This window comes from Stenotrophomonas sp. Steno-Z4, from assembly GCF_056393145.1.
The window spans coordinates 1,165,028-1,182,845 of sequence record NZ_JBWJPC010000001.1; the positions used below are offsets into that span (position 1 = coordinate 1,165,028).

Annotated in this window: 19 protein-coding genes; 7 read left to right on the forward strand and 12 right to left on the reverse strand. The window is 65.7% G+C overall.

Annotation, left to right across the window (positions count from 1 at the left end; genetic code table 11):
• The first annotated feature begins 124 nt into the window (after nt 1–124).
• Nucleotides 125–769: a 2-polyprenyl-3-methyl-6-methoxy-1,4-benzoquinone monooxygenase gene (coq7, locus tag AC06E7_RS05160; protein ID WP_093534963.1), complete on the forward strand. Its 645-nt coding sequence runs from the start codon at nt 125–127 to the stop codon at nt 767–769.
• A gap of 2 nt (nt 770–771) precedes the next feature.
• Here the strand turns inward: coq7 and AC06E7_RS05165 are convergent, their stop codons facing one another.
• A complete protein-coding gene (locus AC06E7_RS05165) occupies nt 772–1,089 on the reverse strand; it encodes a DMT family transporter (RefSeq protein WP_068854281.1) in 318 nt (105 codons plus the stop codon).
• A gap of 168 nt (nt 1,090–1,257) precedes the next feature.
• Nucleotides 1,258–2,052, reverse strand: coding sequence for an adenosylmethionine decarboxylase (gene speD / locus AC06E7_RS05170; RefSeq protein ID WP_017354544.1), 795 nt, complete (start codon nt 2,050–2,052; stop codon nt 1,258–1,260).
• Nucleotides 2,053–2,223: 171 nt separating this feature from the next.
• On the opposite strand from speD, the gene crp reads away from it, so the two are divergent.
• Both crp and AC06E7_RS05180 read left to right on the forward strand, forming a co-directional pair.
• Complete coding sequence (gene crp, locus AC06E7_RS05175; protein ID WP_068854282.1) at nt 2,224–2,889, forward strand: cAMP-activated global transcriptional regulator CRP; 666 nt, start codon at nt 2,224–2,226, stop codon at nt 2,887–2,889.
• Between the two features lie 76 nt (nt 2,890–2,965).
• Complete coding sequence (locus AC06E7_RS05180) at nt 2,966–3,727, forward strand: sulfite exporter TauE/SafE family protein (RefSeq protein ID WP_320457822.1); 762 nt, start codon at nt 2,966–2,968, stop codon at nt 3,725–3,727.
• A 93-nt stretch (nt 3,728–3,820) separates the two neighbouring features.
• Here AC06E7_RS05180 and AC06E7_RS05185 read toward each other — a convergent pair whose 3' ends face one another.
• The 6 genes from AC06E7_RS05185 to AC06E7_RS05210 all read right to left on the reverse strand — a co-directional run bounded on the left by AC06E7_RS05185 (nt 3,821) and on the right by AC06E7_RS05210 (nt 11,360).
• Entirely contained in the window at nt 3,821–4,534 is a 714-nt protein-coding gene (locus AC06E7_RS05185) for a haloacid dehalogenase-like hydrolase (RefSeq protein ID WP_068854284.1), read from the reverse strand.
• The gene (trpC, locus tag AC06E7_RS05190) at nt 4,531–5,334 is read right to left on the reverse strand and encodes an indole-3-glycerol phosphate synthase TrpC (RefSeq protein WP_093534926.1); all 804 of its coding nucleotides are present in this window, start codon (nt 5,332–5,334) and stop codon (nt 4,531–4,533) included. Before trpC ends, AC06E7_RS05185 begins: the two co-directional genes overlap by 4 nt.
• Before the next feature lie 63 nt (nt 5,335–5,397).
• Nucleotides 5,398–6,435 (reverse strand): anthranilate phosphoribosyltransferase, encoded by a 1,038-nt coding sequence (gene trpD / locus AC06E7_RS05195; RefSeq protein WP_307105797.1) that lies wholly within the window; start codon nt 6,433–6,435, stop codon nt 5,398–5,400.
• Nucleotides 6,432–7,019, reverse strand: coding sequence for an anthranilate synthase component II (locus tag AC06E7_RS05200; RefSeq protein ID WP_068854287.1), 588 nt, complete (start codon nt 7,017–7,019; stop codon nt 6,432–6,434). Before AC06E7_RS05200 ends, trpD begins: the two co-directional genes overlap by 4 nt.
• 70 nt (nt 7,020–7,089) lie before the next feature.
• Nucleotides 7,090–8,565: an anthranilate synthase component I gene (gene trpE / locus AC06E7_RS05205; RefSeq protein ID WP_478063334.1), complete on the reverse strand. Its 1,476-nt coding sequence runs from the start codon at nt 8,563–8,565 to the stop codon at nt 7,090–7,092.
• Nucleotides 8,566–8,960: 395 nt separating this feature from the next.
• Nucleotides 8,961–11,360 (reverse strand): Tle-like phospholipase domain-containing protein, encoded by a 2,400-nt coding sequence (locus tag AC06E7_RS05210; protein WP_478063336.1) that lies wholly within the window; start codon nt 11,358–11,360, stop codon nt 8,961–8,963.
• A gap of 102 nt (nt 11,361–11,462) precedes the next feature.
• Between AC06E7_RS05210 and AC06E7_RS05215 the strand changes: the two genes are divergently transcribed.
• Both AC06E7_RS05215 and AC06E7_RS05220 read left to right on the forward strand, forming a co-directional pair.
• A complete protein-coding gene (locus AC06E7_RS05215) occupies nt 11,463–12,329 on the forward strand; it encodes an ankyrin repeat domain-containing protein (protein ID WP_478063337.1) in 867 nt (288 codons plus the stop codon).
• A gap of 93 nt (nt 12,330–12,422) precedes the next feature.
• Nucleotides 12,423–13,247, forward strand: a complete 825-nt coding sequence (locus tag AC06E7_RS05220) for an ankyrin repeat domain-containing protein (protein ID WP_478063339.1) — start codon at nt 12,423–12,425, stop codon at nt 13,245–13,247.
• Nucleotides 13,248–13,293: 46 nt separating this feature from the next.
• On the opposite strand, the gene yegS is transcribed toward AC06E7_RS05220, so the two are convergent.
• From yegS to AC06E7_RS05240, 4 genes are all read right to left on the reverse strand, one after another.
• Nucleotides 13,294–14,220: a lipid kinase YegS gene (gene yegS, locus AC06E7_RS05225; RefSeq protein WP_426804932.1), complete on the reverse strand. Its 927-nt coding sequence runs from the start codon at nt 14,218–14,220 to the stop codon at nt 13,294–13,296.
• A gap of 219 nt (nt 14,221–14,439) precedes the next feature.
• A complete protein-coding gene (locus AC06E7_RS05230; protein WP_478063341.1) occupies nt 14,440–14,931 on the reverse strand; it encodes an N-acetyltransferase family protein in 492 nt (163 codons plus the stop codon).
• A 2-nt stretch (nt 14,932–14,933) separates the two neighbouring features.
• Nucleotides 14,934–15,611 carry a ribulose-phosphate 3-epimerase gene (gene rpe / locus AC06E7_RS05235; RefSeq protein WP_068854293.1) on the reverse strand — a complete coding sequence of 226 codons (678 nt, stop codon included), beginning with the start codon at nt 15,609–15,611 and terminating at the stop codon, nt 14,934–14,936.
• Nucleotides 15,612–15,651: 40 nt separating this feature from the next.
• On the reverse strand, nt 15,652–15,981 hold the full coding sequence (locus AC06E7_RS05240; protein WP_095363151.1) for a J domain-containing protein: 330 nt from the start codon (nt 15,979–15,981) through the stop codon (nt 15,652–15,654).
• Nucleotides 15,982–16,124: 143 nt separating this feature from the next.
• On the opposite strand from AC06E7_RS05240, the gene AC06E7_RS05245 reads away from it, so the two are divergent.
• Complete coding sequence (locus tag AC06E7_RS05245) at nt 16,125–17,051, forward strand: phosphoribosylaminoimidazolesuccinocarboxamide synthase (protein ID WP_478063343.1); 927 nt, start codon at nt 16,125–16,127, stop codon at nt 17,049–17,051.
• Between the two features lie 212 nt (nt 17,052–17,263).
• A complete protein-coding gene (locus tag AC06E7_RS05250; RefSeq protein WP_095363152.1) occupies nt 17,264–17,749 on the forward strand; it encodes an Mpo1 family 2-hydroxy fatty acid dioxygenase in 486 nt (161 codons plus the stop codon).
• The last annotated feature ends 69 nt before the right edge of the window (nt 17,750–17,818 follow it).

Consider the following 17,818-nt stretch of genomic DNA (forward strand, 5'->3'; position numbering starts at 1 on the left):
GCGTTGTGAAGAGGCGGGATTGTACTGGCCATTTGGCCCACATGCAAATCGACCGGCGGCATGGCTTGGCAGACCGGCGCCGGGGGGCGAGAATCGATGATCCCCCGCCGCGATGCCCGACCGCATGACCGCGCTCCGCCAGATCACCCCGCTCGACCACCTGCTGACCGAGGCCCAGCGCGCCCTGGACACGGTGTTCGGCAACCCGCCGGCCAGCCGCCCGTACCCGGCCGAGGCGACCCCGGACGCACCGATGCCCGCCCCGGCCCGCCGCCATGCCGCCGGTCTGATGCGGATCAACCATGTCGGCGAGGTCTGCGCGCAGGGCCTGTACTTCGGCCAGGCCGCGGTGGCCCGCGAGCCGGAAACCCGTGCCCACCTGCTCGAGGCGGCCCAGGAAGAGACCGACCACCTGGCCTGGTGCGCCCAGCGCCTGCGCGAGCTGGACAGCCGGCCCAGCCTGTTCAACCCGATCTGGTACGCCGGCAGCTATACCATCGGCACCCTGGCCGGGCTGCGCGGGGATGGCTGGAACCTGGGCTTCGTGGTGGAAACCGAGCGCCAGGTGGAAGCCCACCTGGACGAGCACCTGGACACCCTGCCCCCGACCGACCAGCGCAGCCGCGAGATCCTCAAGGTGATGAAGATCGACGAAGCCCGCCACGCCGACCACGCCGAGCATGCCGGCGCGCGGAAGCTGCCGCCGCCGATCCCGGGCGTGATGGCGCTGGCCTCCAAGGTCATGAAGACCATCGCGTACCGGCTTTAAGGTCAGCCCGAGACGAGTTTCAGCCCGATCACCCCGGCCACGATCAGCCCGATGCAGGCCAGGCGCGGCGCCGAAGCGCTGTCGCCGAACAGGAAGATGCCCAGCGTGGCGACGCCCAGGGCGCCGATGCCGGTCCAGATCGCGTAGGCGGTGCCCACCGGGATGGATTTCATCGCCTGGCTCATCAGGTACAGGCTGACCAGTGCCGCGCCGACCGTGGCGAGCGTGGGCAGCGGCTTGCTGAAGCCGTCCGAATATTTCATTCCGATCGCAAAGCCGATTTCAAAGATGCCGGCCAGCAGCAGGTAGATCCAGGGCATGGGTGCCTCCTAAACAAAAACAAAACGGCCCGGTGTCTTCACACCGGACCGTCGTCGGTAGCTTGCCGTGGAACATTACTTCTGCGCAAAACAGATGTTCCACAGGGCGGGGCGTCCCGCCTTGTGCAGCACCACCCGGGCCATGGCCCGGGCGGGTGTCGCGTGGTGTTACTCGGACAGGTTGCGGCCGTGGAACAGCTCTTCGATCTCGCGCTTGAGCAGCGCTTCGATCTTCATGCGTTCCTTGAACGAGATGTTCTTGGCCTTTTCCTCGAACAGGTACTGGTCCAGGTCGAAGTCCTTCAGGTGCATCTTCGTGTGGAAGATGTTTTCCTGGTAGACGTTGACGTCGAACATCTCGTAACGCGACTTGATGTTCTTGGCCAGGAAGTTCTGGATCGAGTTGATCTTGTGATCGATGTAGTGCTTCTTGCCCTTCACGTCACGGGTGAAGCCACGGACGCGGTAGTCCATGATCACGATGTCCGATTCCAGGCTCTCGATCAGGTAGTTCAGCGCCTTCAGCGGCGAAATCACGCCACAGGTAGCCACATCGATGTCCGCGCGGAACGTCGCGATGCCTTCCTGCGGGTGGGTCTCGGGGTAGGTATGGACGGTGATGTGGCTCTTGTCCATGTGCGCTACCACGGCATCGGAGATCAACTCCTTGCCCGCCAGCTTCTTGTCGATCACCGGCTCTTCGGAGATCAGGATCGTCACCGACGCGCCCTGCGGATCGTAATCCTGGCGCGCGACATTGAGGATGTTGGCGCCGATGATCTCGGCGACATCGGTCAAGATTTGAGTCAGCCTATCGGCGTTGTACTCTTCATCAATGTATTCAATGTAACGCTGACGCTCCTCTTCGGTGCGGGCGTAACACACGTCATAGATGTTGAAGCTCAGCGCCTTGGTGAGGTTGTTGAAACCCTGCAACCTCAGGCGAGGCAACGGCTTGACCACGGCGGTCGATCCTGTGTGTGGTGGGAAAGGATCAATTATGGGGCAAAGTGATCGGGGGCGAAACTTGCATTGAAACAAGTTGCTGTGTTGGGGTTTGCCCTTCACAACCCTGATCGTTAAGCTCGCGGCACATAGCCGTGAATTGTTCATGAGCAAAGGGAGCGCCTCAACGTGTCATCTGTGCGCCTTGCCACAAGTCCATTGGCCCTGGACATCGCCACCATTGACCGCTTTCTGGCCCACAGCCACCGACGCCGCTACCCGGCCCGCACGGACGTTTTCCGCCCCGGTGACCCCGCCGGCACCCTGTATTACGTGATCAGCGGCTCCGTTTCCATAATTGCTGAAGAAGAAGACGACCGTGAACTGGTCCTGGGCTACTTCGGCTCCGGGGAGTTCGTCGGCGAGATGGGCCTGTTCGTGGAAACCGACCGCCGCGAGGTGATCCTGCGCACCCGGACCCCCTGCGAGCTGGCCGAGATCAGCTACGAGCGGCTGCACCAGCTGTTCCTGGGCCCGCTGTCCACCGACGCCCCGCGCCTGCTGTACGCACTGGGCCAGCAGGTCTCCAAGCGCCTGCTCGATACCAGCCGCAAGGCCAGCCGCCTGGCGTTCCTGGATGTCACCGACCGCATCGTGCGCACCCTGCATGACCTGTCCCGCGAACCGGAGGCCATGAGCCACCCGCAGGGCACCCAGCTGCGCGTGTCGCGCCAGGAGCTGGCCCGCCTGGTCGGCTGCTCGCGTGAAATGGCCGGCCGCGTGCTGAAGAAGCTGCAGAGCGATGGGCTGCTGCATGCGCGGGGCAAGACGGTCGTCCTGTACGGCACCCGATGACGCCGGATGCCGGCCACCGGCCGGCGCCAACGTCGGCATGACAGCGCCTTTCACGCGCTGCCGCTAGGCTGACGGCATGGCACCTGGCAGCGAATTCTACTGGTTCATCCTGATCGGGCTTGGCGCGCAGCTGGTGGACGGCGCGCTCGGCATGGCCTTCGGGCTCGTCTCATCGTCGGTCATGCTCAGCATGGGCCTGCCGCCGGCGGCGGTCAGCGCAAGCGTGCACACCGCAGAGGTGTTCACGACAGGCGCCTCGGGTGTTTCGCACCTGGTGGCCGGCAACGTGGACAAGCGGTTGTTCCTGCGCCTGGCCCTGCCGGGCGCGGTCGGCGGCGTGCTGGGCGCCTATGTGCTGACCCAGCTGCCCGGTGATGCGATCCGTCCCTTCATCTACGGCTACCTGCTGATCCTGGCGGTCTTCATCCTGCTGCGCGCAGCCGGAAAGCTGGTGCCGCGCCAGGAAGTGAAGCGGGTGCCGGTGCTGGGCTTCGTCGCCGGGCTTCTGGACGCCAGCGGCGGCGGCGGCTGGGGTCCGGTGGCCACCTCCACCCTGCTCGCCCGGGGCGGCCAGGCCCGGACCACCATCGGCACGGTCAACGCGGCCGAGTTCGTGGTGACCCTGGCAGTGTCGATCACCTTCCTGCTCTCGATGGGCCTGCAGTACCTGAACATCGTGGCCGGCCTGCTGATCGGCGGCATGATGGCCGCCCCGCTGGCCGCAGTGCTGGTGAAGCGGGTCAAGGAGCGCTGGGTGCTGGTGGCCGTCGGCGTGCTGGTGCTGTCGATCAGCATGTTCCAGATCAGCGGCGCGGTGCGCGGCTGGCTGGCGGGGTGAAGCGCGGCGCTGTGCGCCGCCGCCCTACCAACGGTAGGGCGCTACCGGCGTGTGGCGCGCCAACGGTAGGTATCGACCGTTGGTCGATACGCCTCAGCGGTCGCCGCCGCGATCCACGCAACCCCAGTTGAGGATCCGCGTGCCGGGCTTCAGCACCTGCCGGAAATACGCGACCTTGGACACCTTCGGGTTCACCACCACCGGCTCCTTGGCTGCCAGCAGCAACGGCAGGTCCGCGGTGCTGTCCGAATAGGCCACATCGATGTCGCCATAGCCGCGCTCGCGCAGCATGCGCATCTTCTCTTCGTTGTGGCAATGGCGCGTGGCACCAACCGCACCGAAGCGCGGGCCCACTTCACTGCCGATCACCGGCACGCCCTGATGGGCGACAAACGCCAGGATGGCGCGGGCCAGCTCCGGCGGCGCGCCGGTCGCCACCACTACCCGGTCGCCCTGCGCCCGGTGCGCGGCGAATACCGCCAGCGCCTCCGGCAGCAGCTTGGCGCGCAGTTGCGCCTCGTGCTTGATCACGTAGGCATCGATCACGCGGTTGAACTCGCGCGCGCGGTGCAACCCGAACGTGGCGATCCAGACATAGACCGAAATACCGGTACGCCGGGTCGGCAACATCGCCACCAGTGGCCCCGCTACCGGCGTCACCAGCAGCGCGGCCAGCAGCCGCAGCGGGTTGCGCTTGATCAGCGAGGCAAACAGGTGGCTGCCGGAATCGCCGTCATAAAGGGTGTGGTCGAAGTCGAAGACCACCAGCGGCGCGTCGTCACGCGGAGTCGGGTAGATCGCAGTCATGCGCTGAAGAATAGCTGACGCAGGCCCTCGCCGGGCTCTTCGACCCGCATGAAGGCCTCGCCCACCAGGAACGCATGCACGCCGGCGTTGCGCATCAGGCTCACGTCGTCAGCGCCCAGGATGCCGCTCTCGGTCACCAGCAGGCGGTCGCGCGGCACGGCCTGGCGCATGTCCAGGGTGGTCTGCAGCGACACCTCGAAGGTGCGCAGGTTGCGGTTGTTGATGCCGATCAGCGGCACCGGCACCTGGATGGCGCGTTCGAGTTCATCGATGTCGTGCACTTCCACCAGCACGTCCATGCCCAGCTGCATGGCCAGGTCGGACAGCTCAGCCAGCTGGCGGTCTTCCAGCGCGGCCACGATCAGCAGGATGCAGTCGGCACCCAGCACGCGGGCCTCGTAGACCTGGTACGCATCGATCACGAAGTCCTTGCGCAGCACCGGCAGCGTGCAGGCTTCGCGGGCCTGCTGCAGGTAGGCATCGTCGCCCTGGAAGAAATCCACGTCGGTCAGCACCGACAGGCAGCTGGCACCCCCGAACTCGTAGCTCACCGCAATATCGGCCGGGTGGAAATCCGGGCGGATCACGCCCTTGGACGGGCTGGCCTTCTTCACCTCGGCGATCACCGCCGGGTTGCCGGCGGCAATCGAGGCGCGCAGTGCATCGGCGAAGCCGCGCACCGGCGGGGCGCCGGCCAGGCGTGCCTGCAGCGCTTCCAGGGGGACCCGTGCACGGCGCTCGGCCACTTCAACGGCCTTGCGGGCCAGGATGGTCTCGAGGATGTCGCTCTTGTCGCTCATGTCGTTCAGGGTCCTTCAGGCCGGCCATTATCGGCCAGCCCACAGCAAAGCGTGAAATCGGGCTCAGCCCGCGCGGCGGATGCGCTGGGTCGCATCCACGTAATCCTGCATGCGCTGGCGTGCGCTGCCGTCGGCGATGGCCGCGCGGGCACGGGCCAGGCCGTCGGCGATGCTGCTGGCCACGCCGGCCACGTACAGCGCCGCGCCGGCATTGAGCGCCACGATGTCCAGCGCCGGCCCGGGCTGGTCATCGAGCACCCCACGCAGCATCGCGATGGATTCTTCCGGCCCGCTCACCTTGAGGTTGCGGCTGGCCGACATGGCAATGCCGAAGTCTTCGGGGTGGATCTCGTATTCGCGCACCTTGCCGTCGCGCAGCTCGCCGACCAGGGTACCGGCGCCGAGCGAGATCTCGTCCATGTTGTCGCGGCCCCACACCACCATGGCGCGCTCGGCGCCCAGCTCGCGCAGCACGCGTGCCTGGATGCCGACCAGGTCGGGATGGAACACGCCCATCAGCACGTTGGTGGCGCCCACCGGGTTGGTCAGCGGGCCAAGGATGTTGAAGATGGTGCGCACGCCCATTTCGCGCCGCACCGGGGCCACCACCTTCATGGCGGGGTGGTGCATCGGGGCGAACATGAAGCCGATGCCGGTTTCACTGATCGCGCGGGCCACCTCCTCCGGACGCAGCTCGATGATCGCGCCCAGTGCTTCGACCGCATCGGCACTGCCGGACTTGGACGAGACGCTGCGGTTGCCATGCTTGGCGACCTTCGCGCCCGCCGCCGCCACCACGAACATCGCGCAGGTGGAGATGTTGAAGGTATGCGAGCCATCACCCCCGGTACCGACGATATCGATCAGGTGGGTGCGGTCTTCGACCGGCACGGACAGCGCCAACTCGCGCATCACCGTGGCCGCACCGGCGATCTCGCCCACGGTTTCCTTCTTGACCCGCAGGCCGGTGAGGATCGCCGCGGTCATCACCGGCGAGACTTCACCGCGCATCACCTGGCGCATCAGGTCGACCATCTCGTCGAAGAAGATTTCGCGGTGCTCGATGGTGCGTTGCAGGGCTTCCTGGGGGGAGAAGGTCATGCGGGGTTCCTTTGCAGGAAATTCTTCAGCAGGGCGTGGCCGTGCTCGGTGAGGATCGATTCGGGGTGGAACTGCACGCCTTCCACCGGGTGTTCGCGGTGGCGCAGGCCCATGATCTCTTCCATGGTGCCGTCCTCGTTCTCGGTCCAGGCGGTCACTTCCAGGCAGTCGGGCAGCGTGGTCTTGTCCACCACCAGCGAGTGGTAGCGGGTGGCCTGGTAGCGGTCCGGCAGGCCGGCGAACACGCCCTTGCCCAGGTGGCGGATCGGCGAGGTCTTGCCGTGCATGATGGTGCCGGCGCGGATGACATCGCCGCCGTACACCTGGCCGATGCCCTGGTGGCCCAGGCACACGCCCAGGATCGGCGTGGTCGGCCCCAGCCGCCGGATCAGCTCCAGCGACACGCCCGCTTCGTTGGGCGTGCACGGGCCGGGTGAGATCACGATGCGCTCGGGCGCGAGCGCGGCGATCTCGTCAACGCTCAGGGCGTCGTTGCGCACCACCTTTACATCGGCACCCAGCGTCTGCAGGTACTGCACGAGGTTGTAGGTGAAGCTGTCGTAGTTGTCGAGCATCAACAACATGGCAAATTCCTGGAATCAAGGATGCAATACGGAATCGGTAGCGCCGGCCGTTGGCCGGCAACCGGGTGACTTACAGGCCCTTGGCGGCCTGGGCGACGGCGCGGAACAGCGCGCGACCTTTGTTCATGGTCTCGTCCCATTCCTTGCCCGGGTCCGAGTCGTAGACGATGCCCGCGCCGGCCTGCACGTGCAGGCGGCCGTCCTTGATCACCGCGGTGCGGATCGCAATGGCGGTGTCGGCATCGCCGTGCCAGCCGATGTAACCGATGCTGCCGGCGTAGACATTGCGCTTGATCGGCTCCAGCTCACGGATCACTTCCAGCGCGCGGATCTTCGGCGCGCCGCTGACCGTGCCGGCCGGGAACGTGGCACGCAGCACATCGGCGTAGCTCAGGCCCGGCTGCAGCTGCCCGGTCACTTCGCTGACGATGTGCATGACGTGGCTGTAGCGTTCGATCACGAACTGCTCGCCTACTTCCACCGTGCCGGCCTTGGACACGCGGCCGGCGTCGTTGCGGCCCAGGTCGATCAGCATCAGGTGCTCGGCGCGTTCCTTCGGATCGGCCAGCAGTTCGGCTTCCAGCGCGTTGTCTTCTTCCACCGTGGCGCCGCGCGGGCGGGTACCGGCGATCGGGCGCACGGTCACTTCCCCGTCCTGCAGGCGCACCAGGATTTCCGGCGAGGAGCCGACCACCTGCACATCGCCGGTGTCGAGGAAATACATGTACGGCGACGGATTCAGCGCGCGCAGCGCACGGTATACATCCACCGGGCGCGCCTTGAACGGCACGCTCAGGCGTTGGCTGAGCACCACCTGGAAGATATCGCCGGCGCCGATGTATTCCTTGGATTTGTCCACGGCGGCAATGAAGCCTTCGCGGGTGAAGCCGGACACGAAGTCGTTCTCGTCCAGCACGTCGCGGGTGATCGGCACCGGGTAGCCCGCGCCGGGGGCGCGCAGCTTGGCCACCAGGCCGTCCAGCCGCGCCTGCGCCTCGTCCCACGCACCGGGCTGGCCCGGGTCGGCGTGCACGATCAGGTACAGGCGGCCCTTGAGGTTGTCGAACACCGCCAGTTCTTCGGAGTGCAGCAGCAGGATGTCCGGGGTGCCGAGCTCGTCGCGGCCGCGCGGCGGGGCCAGGCGCGGTTCGATGTAGCCGATGCACTCGAACCCGAACCAGCCCACCAGGCCGCCGGTGAAGCCCGGCAGGCCGGCCAGCTTGGGCACCGAATGGGCGCTGCGCAGCGCCTCCACTTCGGTGAACGGGTCGGCCACCTCACGGGTTTCCACCACCTGGCCAGCTTCGCTGACGGTCAGGGTATGGCCGTGGAAGGCGTACACGCGGCGGGCCGGCAGGCCGATGATGGAATAGCGCCCGAAGCGCTCGCCGCCTTCGACCGATTCGAACAGGTAGGTATGCGGCCCGTCGGCGAGCTTCAGATAGACCGAAAGCGGCGTGTCCAGGTCGGACAGCACTTCACGGACGACGGGGATGCGTGTGTGGCCTTCAGCGGCCTGCTGCTGGAACTGCTCGAGCGTGATCAAGACGACTTTCCTTCCGGGAAACGGCGGTGGCGGGACGGACGACGGCAACAGGCCACCATCGCCACCAACGGCGAGCGGAAGAAAGGGTATGCGGGGTCGTCAGAATGGACACCCGGGGACTGTACCGCATTGGCGGCACCGGATGGAACCCGGGCCGTGGCGCGGCCGGATGGACAAAGGCCTCAGGCGGAGGTGGCGGAGGTAGCGCCGACTGTTAGTCGGCTGCCCGGTCAAGCCGCCGACTAACAGTCGGCGCTACCCTCGTTCCAGCCGGTCCAGCCGGTCCAGCCGTTGCGGCTGTTCCAGTCGTTCCAGTCGTTCCAGCCGTTCAAGCGTTCCCGCCGGGCCCGCCGTTCCAGCGGCCGCCGCCGGTTCCAGCACCCACCCGTCCCGCCTCATCCCATCCGCCGGGCGGCCTGCTGCTCCTGCTCGCGCTGCTGTTCGGCGCCCAGGTCAGCCACCAGCACCGGGGCAGCAGCGGCACGTTCCTGCTGGCGGTTGACCTCGGCCACCTGCTCGGTGCTCACGCTGAGCGGCTGCTGCCGGCCGGCCACCACGTCCACCTGGGCCAGGTGGCGGTGCACGGAGGTGAGGTCCTGGGTATCTACCGCGAACACGCGGGTGCGGTCCTCGCTGAGCACGACCCGCTCGATGCGTTCCAGACCCTCCTGCGTGGCCTTGGCCGCCAGCGCACCGGCCAGCTGGTCACTCTGCAGGTCGGGCACGCGGTTGTGGGCGGCATCAATGCCGTGCACCCCGGCTTGGGCGCCTTGGAACATGTGGTACTGCCTGTGGCCGGGATCATTGATGCCGACCACCAGCGTGGAGGGCTTGGGCGCGACGGCGGCGTGCTTCTCCGCCGGGTGCTGGATGCGTTCGTGCTGTTCCAGCAGCGCGCGGGCCTGCGCTTCCTGTTTGATGAGCTCGGCGTCCAGGCTGGGAATGACCGTTTCCTTCATCCCGTGGCGCTGCACAGCCTCGCCAAATGCCGGGCCGATGTTTTCGACCAGGCGCTTGGTCTCGATGATGTTGCCGACGTTCTGCGGCGTCAGCGCCGTGGGTACGTAGGTAGCGGCCGCGCCGCGAAGGCCCGCCACTGCCCCGCCAACCGAGGCAAACACCGCCGGCGCCTGCGCCGTGGTGTTCTTGATGTGGTGCGCCGCAAAGTCATAGCCCTGGTCGACATAGGCGCCGGCCGTGGCATACCCATTCTGAAGCTTACCAGCCACCCATTGGCCGTCACGGTCGATGCTCTCGGCGGTGCGCTGGCCGGCGGTGCGGGCCGCATCGGCGTCCTCCCGGGCATCGCGAGTTGCGGCAGTGGCGCGCGCTTGTCCGGCGGCGTGTACAGCATCGGCGCGGCTGTCGAGATCCCTGGCGACGTTGTCGAACCCCAGCTTGCCGGCGCCCCATGAGGCCACCGACAGAATGCCGGACTGCGCGCGCGATTCCACGCGATGCGCCGTGGACTCGATCATCCCGGTCAGTTCGCGGCCTTGGGCATACACGGTGGTGGTGGCTTTGGCGCTCACCTGCAGCGTGGTCGAGCCCATGTCGACTACCTTGCCCACCACCATGCCCTGCACGCGGGCGACCTGCTCCACGGCGTCGCCGGTGCGGTCAAGGACGTGGGCGGCGGTTGCCCCGCCCTTCTCCACCACTTCGCCCACTACCCGGCCGTTGTGCATGCCATGCGCGGCCGAGTGCAGCACCTTGGACAACGGTCCGGCCAGCTCGGCTACCTGGCTGGGGGCATCGGTACGCGCGCGATCCACCAGCCGCTCCTGCGCATCGCGGGTCTTGGGATCGAGCACCAATTCCATGCGCCCCGCCGCGACCGGGATATCGCGAAGGGCCTCGTAGCCCGGTTTGGTGGCCAACTGTTCGACGAACTGCGCGGCTGCGGTCTGCGCACCGGGCGGCAGCATCTCGCGCATCTTCTCGGCCACCTTGGCCTGCATCAGCGGCTCGCGCATCAGCATGCTGGCTTCGTTGGCCAGCAGCCCGTAGGCGTGTCGCTGTTGTTCGTTGAGGCGCTGCATCCCGTTCTGCACATCGTTGAGCACCTCACCGCTGGTCTGGTAGGTGTGTACGGTCTGCTGCGGGTTGAAGGTGGGCAGGCCGTTGTCTTTGGCATAGCGCGCCGGCGTATCCGGGTGCAGACCGGCGGCGTTGAAAGTAGTGGCGCGGGCGCCGGTGACGGCAGAGGCGGCGGACGCCATGCCGCCGCCGAGGGAGTGGCCGGCGATTTCGAAGTTGCCGCCGACCCGGTCATTCATCTGGGTCGCAAGATCCATGGCGCGATCATAGTAATCGCTACGCATGCCAATGCCCTGCTGACCATTGTTGAGGAAGTCTTCCCCGCCCGACTCGCGCCACCCGCCCGGTGCGAATGGATCGATGATCTTGCCGGTTGACCCCTTGTATACGACCACAGGTTTGGCGTCGTCACCGAACACACGCTTGTCGGGAATATAGATCTCGGCACGGAAGCCAGACTGGGGCGGCTGAAGGAAGTCCCTCACCTGGTCGTCGGTCATGTCTATACCTGCAGCGCGGAGGGCGGCAGGGTCGCTCGTCGCTCGGGTCCAACCGGTGGGTGGCGATCCATCCCGCTTCGCAGAAAGGTAGACATCCGCGGCAAGACCAGACATCTCCCGCGCATGATAGGTTTCCTGCAGACGATTCGCTTCGTTATCGTTGCCGCTTTCACGCAACTGTTGAACAAGAAGGTTTTGTTCCTGGATAGCGCGGGCGCGCGCCTCAATATCGGGACCGCTCATGGCAAGCTCCATTGCGCAGTGAAGGTGCGCGATCCCCCCCGAGCCGCGCTTCTTATCGAATAGCAGAACAGTTTGCTAATGTCACCCCTTCAGGGGTTCAACATCAGGACGATCATGCGCATCAGTCTTCACAACTTGATGACAAAAACCATCATAAGTGCGGCATGGCTCACACTTTTCCTGGTAAATGGATGCGCTGCATCGTCTACACATGCCGCCGGCGACTACTTCGATGGAAAGGCATTGGAGTTGGCTACAGCGACCGAAACCGGCGATATGCAAACCATTCGCCGCCTGATCAAAAATGAAGGGGTCGATCCCGACAGTGTCTTCGCCAGGCGCGACGGCATTCCTTTGGTGGCATGGCCCCTCCGCGCAGGGAATCTTGACGGACTGCGCGCACTTCTGGACAACGGCGCCGACCCGAACGCGCGTGAGGTGAAGCAAGTGGAGGGTCGCGAACTCCGCTTCAACAACGCGATGGTCTACGCCGCCAAGATGGACGATCCACGCTTCCTTGAGCTGCTGCTCAGGCATGGCGGGGATCCCAACACTCGGAATTCTGCCAACGAGACCTTGTTGTTCCAGGCCTTCATTTCTGGCAATCAGTGGAAGAACATCAAACTCCTGGTCGAGAATGGCGCGAACATCAATGAGGCGAATCGGGGAAGCGCCGATACGGTGTTGAGCTGGTATACCACTCGCGGCGCCTTCGAACATGCGTACTGGTTGATGGAGCATGGTGCGGATCCGACGATCATGTTTACCCCGCCCAAAACATCGGGCAAGCCCAGTCGAATGATCATGGCGGAGCACATCTATTGGGGTGTGACCACGCCAGATCTCCTGCCCTGGCAGAAGAAGTGTCAGCAGTGGCTCGTCGCTCGGGATATTCCACGGCCGCCCATGCCGGATGGCATCCGGCAGAAGCGTGAAGCCTTTGGTTTCCCAACGAAAGAAGAGGACGTCCCTCTTCTCTGAATATCTGCCCAACCTGCACCCTTTCGAGCACCAGAGTTGAGACTACTTCCGCCCCGTGCAACGACCGTTGTCGAGAAGATTGCACTCGCCGTCATGGCGTTCCTGGCTGTGCTTATGGTCAGTGGTTGTGCAGCATCATCTCCGCACGGCGCAGCACAGTCTTTCGAAGGCAACGCACTGGCTTTGGCCAATGCCAGTGAACGCGGTGATGCCAACGAAGTGCGACGCTTGATCAAGGACAAGGGGGTCGACCCGGACGTCGAGTTTGCCAAGCGTGACGGAATTCCACTGTTGGCATGGCCGCTTCGCACCCGCAGCGTGGAAGGATTGCGCGCGATGCTCGACAACGGAGCTGATCCGAATGCGCGCGAAGTGAAACAGATGAACGGCAGGGAGATTCACTTCAACAACGCGATGGTCTACGCCGCGAAGATGGAAGACACGCGATTTCTGGAGTTGCTCCTGAAGCATGGTGGAGATCCAAACACGCGCAATTCTGCCAACGAAACGCTGATGCTTCAGGCGTTTCTCAGCGGCAATCAATGGAAGAACATCCAGACGTTGGTGGAGCACGGCGCGGACATCAACGAATCCAACCTCAGCAAGGGAGATGACACCGTTCTGAGCTGGTACACCAGCCGAGGTGGATTTGATTCTGCCTATTGGCTGCTGGAGCATGGCGCAGACCCGACCATCCCGTCGCGCCCGCCTGCTGGGTCCAACCTTCCATCGCGACAGTTGATGGTTGAGGAAATTTACTGGGGTGTCACCACGCCCGATCTTCTGCCGTGGCAGAAGAAATGTCAGCAATGGCTGATCGCGCGCAACATCCCGCGTCCGCCGATGCCTGAGCACATTCGCAAGAAGCGGGAGGCGTTTGGCTTCCCGACCAGGGAAGAGGATATTCCGCTGCTCTGAGCAGCCGGGCAGCGCCCGGCTCTACCGCGAGCGGTGCGGCAACCGCCTACTGCAGCAGCGCGCTGTCGAGCGGGAGGTGCATGCGCACGCGTGCTGCCACGCAGTCGACGCGGAAGCGGCGCGCGCGAACCGGCTCGCCGTCCAGGTTGAGGGTCATCGGTTCGTCGGCGTCTATTTCCACCCACGGCGCGCGGGTGCGCTCGGCCACCTGCTCCAGCGCGCCCTGCTTGCCGCCACGGATCAATGCGCCCAGCGTCGAGGCGACTTCGCCACTCAGCTCCGGGATCACGGTGAGATCGAGCAGGCCGTCATTGACCAGCGCTTCGGGGCACAGCACCTGGCCACCGCCGGCCTGGCGGCCGTTGCCGATGCCCAGCGCGATGAACCCGCCCTCCCAGTTGAAGTCCGGGGTGCGCAGCCGGGCCTGGATGGGTTCGATCCGGCCCAGCCGGGAGATGCCCGTCACCAGATAGGCCAGCCCGCCGAGCACTTTCTTCAGGCCCTCGTCGGTCTCCACCGTCACTTCGGTGCCGAAACCGCCGCTGGCCACGTTGGCGCACCACCACAGGTCACCGTCGGCGTCGATGCGCAGCAGGTCCAGCGGGCATGCCGGCTGGGCCAGGATCATCTGCAGCGCCTGGATCGGCTCCTCGGGAATGCCGGCGGCCGTCGCGAAATCATTGGCGGTACCCAGCGGCACCAGCCCCAGGGTCGGCAGCGCATCCGCCGCCTCGTCGCGGTGGGCCAGGGTTTCCGCCACTTCGCTCAGGGTGCCGTCGCCACCGGCGGCGATGATGGTGTCCACGCCGTGCTCGATGGCTTCGGCCACGTAACGCTCGGCGTCGCCGTCTTCCCAGGTGACCCGGGCCTCGATCGTCACCCCCTGCTCGCGAAGCGCATGCACCGCCTCGCGCAGCTCGACGTTGCCCGTGGACTTGCCATTGAGGATCAGACGCCAGCGAGGACCACGCATACCGCACTTCCATGGGAGGGGGAGGCGCAGGCTATCAGCCCGGTGGCTCAGGGGCAGTGAACGTCATCAAACGGTCACTGATCGCCCGGAGAATGGAAGTCCATAGCAGGGACGATGGATGGAGGCAGGATCAGCCTCCCGCTATTCCCAGGGCCGCATTCGCAAGAGTGCGGTCTTTTTTTTTCCGCTTGCAGTTCCGTATCGACCAACGGTCGATACCTACCGGGATTGCGCGAACGCCTTCAGGGCTTCTCCCTCGAGGCGGTACACCGTCCACTCGCTCTGTGGCTTGGCGCCGGCCGCCTCATAGAACCGGATCGCCGGTTCGTTCCAGTCCAGCACCGACCACTCGAAGCGGCCGCAGCCTTCGGCCACTGCGATGCGGGCGATGTGCTTGAGCAGCGCCTTGCCGGCGCCACTGCCGCGCTGCGCCGGACTCACGTACAGGTCTTCCAGGTAAACGCCGTTGCGGCCCAGCCAGGTAGAGTAGTTGTAGAAATACACCGCGTAGCCGATCGCCTCGCCACCGGTTTCGCAGATCAGCGCGCGCGCCTTGGCGCCCTCGCTGAACAGGCTGGCGACGATGCCCGCCTCGTCGGTCTGCACCGACGATTCGGCCTTTTCGTAGATCGCCAGCTCGCGGATGAAGCGCAGGATCAGCGCGGCATCGGCAGCGGTGGCCTCGCGGATCTGCAGCGCCGGCGCACCCATGTTCAGCCCCGCGCCTTGGCTACGTTATGACGCATCTGGTCAATCACGTCCTTGTAGCTGATCGGTGCGTTGAAGATCGCCGAGCCGGCCACGAAGGCGTCGGCGCCGGCCGCGGCAATCGCGCCGATGTTGTCGGCCTTCACCCCGCCGTCGATCTCCAGGCGCACGTCGCGGCCGCTCGCATCGATCTTCTGGCGGACCACGCGCAGCTTGTCCAGCGCAGAGGGAATGAAGGCCTGGCCGCCGAAACCGGGGTTGACCGACATCAGCAGCACCAGGTCCAGGTCGTCCAGCACCCAGTCCAGGATGTCCACCGGGGTGCCCGGGTTGAGCACCAGGCCCGGCTTGCAGCCCAGCGAGCGGATCAGCTGGATGGTGCGGTGCACGTGGCGGCTGGCCTCGGGGTGGAAGCTGATATAGGTCGCGCCGGCCTCGGCGAAGTCCGGAATGATGCGGTCCACCGGTTCCACCATCAGGTGCACGTCGATCGGGGCGGTCACGCCATGCTTGCGCAGCGCCTGGCAGACCATCGGGCCGATGGTCAGGTTCGGCACGTAATGGTTGTCCATCACGTCGAAATGCACCCAGTCGGCACCGGCGGCGAGCACGTTGTCCACCTCTTCGCCGAGGCGGGCGAAGTTGGCGGACAGGATGGAGGGGGCAATGATGCAGTTGGACATGGCCGGGGCCTTCAGGACGTAGAGAGGGGGCCGCGCGCGCTCAGCGCTTGCGCAGGGTCTTGATGCGGTCGTAGGCGGCGTTGAGCTGGCGCGACTTGCGCTCGGCCTGCTGGCGCAGCTCGGGGGCGGCGCCGACGACCTTGTCGGGGTGGTACTGGGACATCAGCCGCCGGTAGGCCAGGTCGATCTCGGCATCGGTGGCCTCGGAGGTCAGCCCCAGCTCCCGGTACGGGTTCTCCCTGTTCAGCCGGAACCAGTCGGCATCGAAGGCATGGCCGATCAGCAGGCCGACCACGGCACCAAACAGCGGATTGGGCCTGAAAAGCAGGGCGCCGGCGATGAATCCAAGCAGTTTTCCGTACCAGCGCATGGTCGTCGGGGCGGCCGGGGCAACAAAGGAACCTCATTTTACGTCACAGCGGCCCCAACCCGCTTTACACTAGGCCGCCCGCTGTCCCTGCGGGCCCTCCGGGTGCCCTGGACAGCCGTCTCGACGAAGCCCCAGGAGTGCCCGTGCCGACCACGTTGTTGCAATCCGATCTCCCCGGCCTGCCCTTGCGCCATCGCGGCAAGGTGCGTGATGTTTTCGACATTCCGCGCGAACGGCTGCCCGCCGGCACGCCGCCGGGGGACTACCTGCTGATGGTCGCGACCGACCGTCTGTCGGCCTTCGACGTGGTGCTTCCCGATCCGATTCCCGGCAAGGGTGAAATGCTCTGCCAGGTGTCCAACTTCTGGTTCGCCAAGACCGCGCACCTGATGCCCAACCACCTCACCGGCATCGACGTGGCCAGCGTGCTGCCCGACGGCGTGGACGCAGCGCTGTATGCCAAGCGCGCGGTAGTGACCCGCAAGCTCAAGCCGGTACCGGTGGAAGCCATCGCCCGCGGCTATCTCATCGGCAGCGGCTGGAAGGACTACCAGCGCACCGGCAAGGTCAGCGGCATTGAACTGCCCGACGGCCTGCGCCAGGCCGAGCAGCTGCCCGAGCCGATCTTCACCCCCTCGACCAAAGCCTCCGTGGGCGACCATGACGAGAACATCGATTTCGATGCGATGGTGAAGGCGGTCGGCGCGGACCTGGCCGAGCGCGTGCGCGATGCCACCCTGCGCATCTACAAGTTCGCCGCCGATTACGCCCGCGAGCACGGCATCATCCTGGCCGACACCAAGTTCGAGTTCGGTACCGATGCCGATGGCCGCCTGTACATCATGGACGAGATGCTGACGCCGGATTCCTCGCGCTACTGGCCGGCCGACGAGTACGAAGTGGGCACCAGCCCGCCGAGCTACGACAAGCAGTTCGTCCGCGATTACCTGGAGACGCTGGACTGGGGCAAGACCGCCCCGGGCCCGAACATCCCGGCGGACATCATCGAACGCACCCGCGCCAAGTACGCCGAGGCGCTGCAGCGCCTGGCCGGTATCTCGGTGGATTGATGCCGCCGGTAGAGTCCGGCTTGGGCGGTAGAGCCGACTGTTAGTCGGCTGCGGCGGTAGAGCCGACTGTTAGTCGGCTTGGGCGGTAGAGCCGACTGTTAGTCGGCTGCGGTGGAGCAGCGGACTGACAGTCCGCTCTACCCGCTCCGCTCTACCCACCCCGCCCTACCCGTCCGCTGTCGGGAGTATTCTGTGGTCACTCCGGAGGCTCAATGTCCACGACGACCCAGCTTGTGCGGCCCATCGACCGCTATTTCGCCAGCTATTCAGACGATCACCGCAATACGCTGAACCAGCGCATCCATGTGGTGGCGGTGCCGGCAATCCTGTGGTCGGTCATTGCCCTGCTCTGGTGCCTGCCGCCGCTGATCACCTGGTTCCAGTACGGGGTCTGGGCCGGCCTGGCGATGTTTACCGCGTGGTGCTTCTACAACCGCCTGTCGCGCCGGTTGGGCCTGGGCATGCTCGCCTTCTTCTTTGTATGCGGCTGCACCTGCCGGCTGCTGGAAGCCGAGATCGGGCTGGCCAACCTGGCCTGGCTGGGGCTGGGCGTCTTCGTGGTGGCCTGGGTCGCGCAGTTCATCGGCCACAAGTTCGAGGGGCGCAAGCCCAGCTTCCTGACCGATTTGACCTATCTGCTGATCGGGCCGGCCTGGGTGATGGCCAAGGCGTACCGGAAGTTCGACCTGGCGTATTGACCGCCCAACCTGAACGAAATGGATGCTCACTCCTGCTGCACGGCAGCGGGTCCAGCATGGCCGTGGACG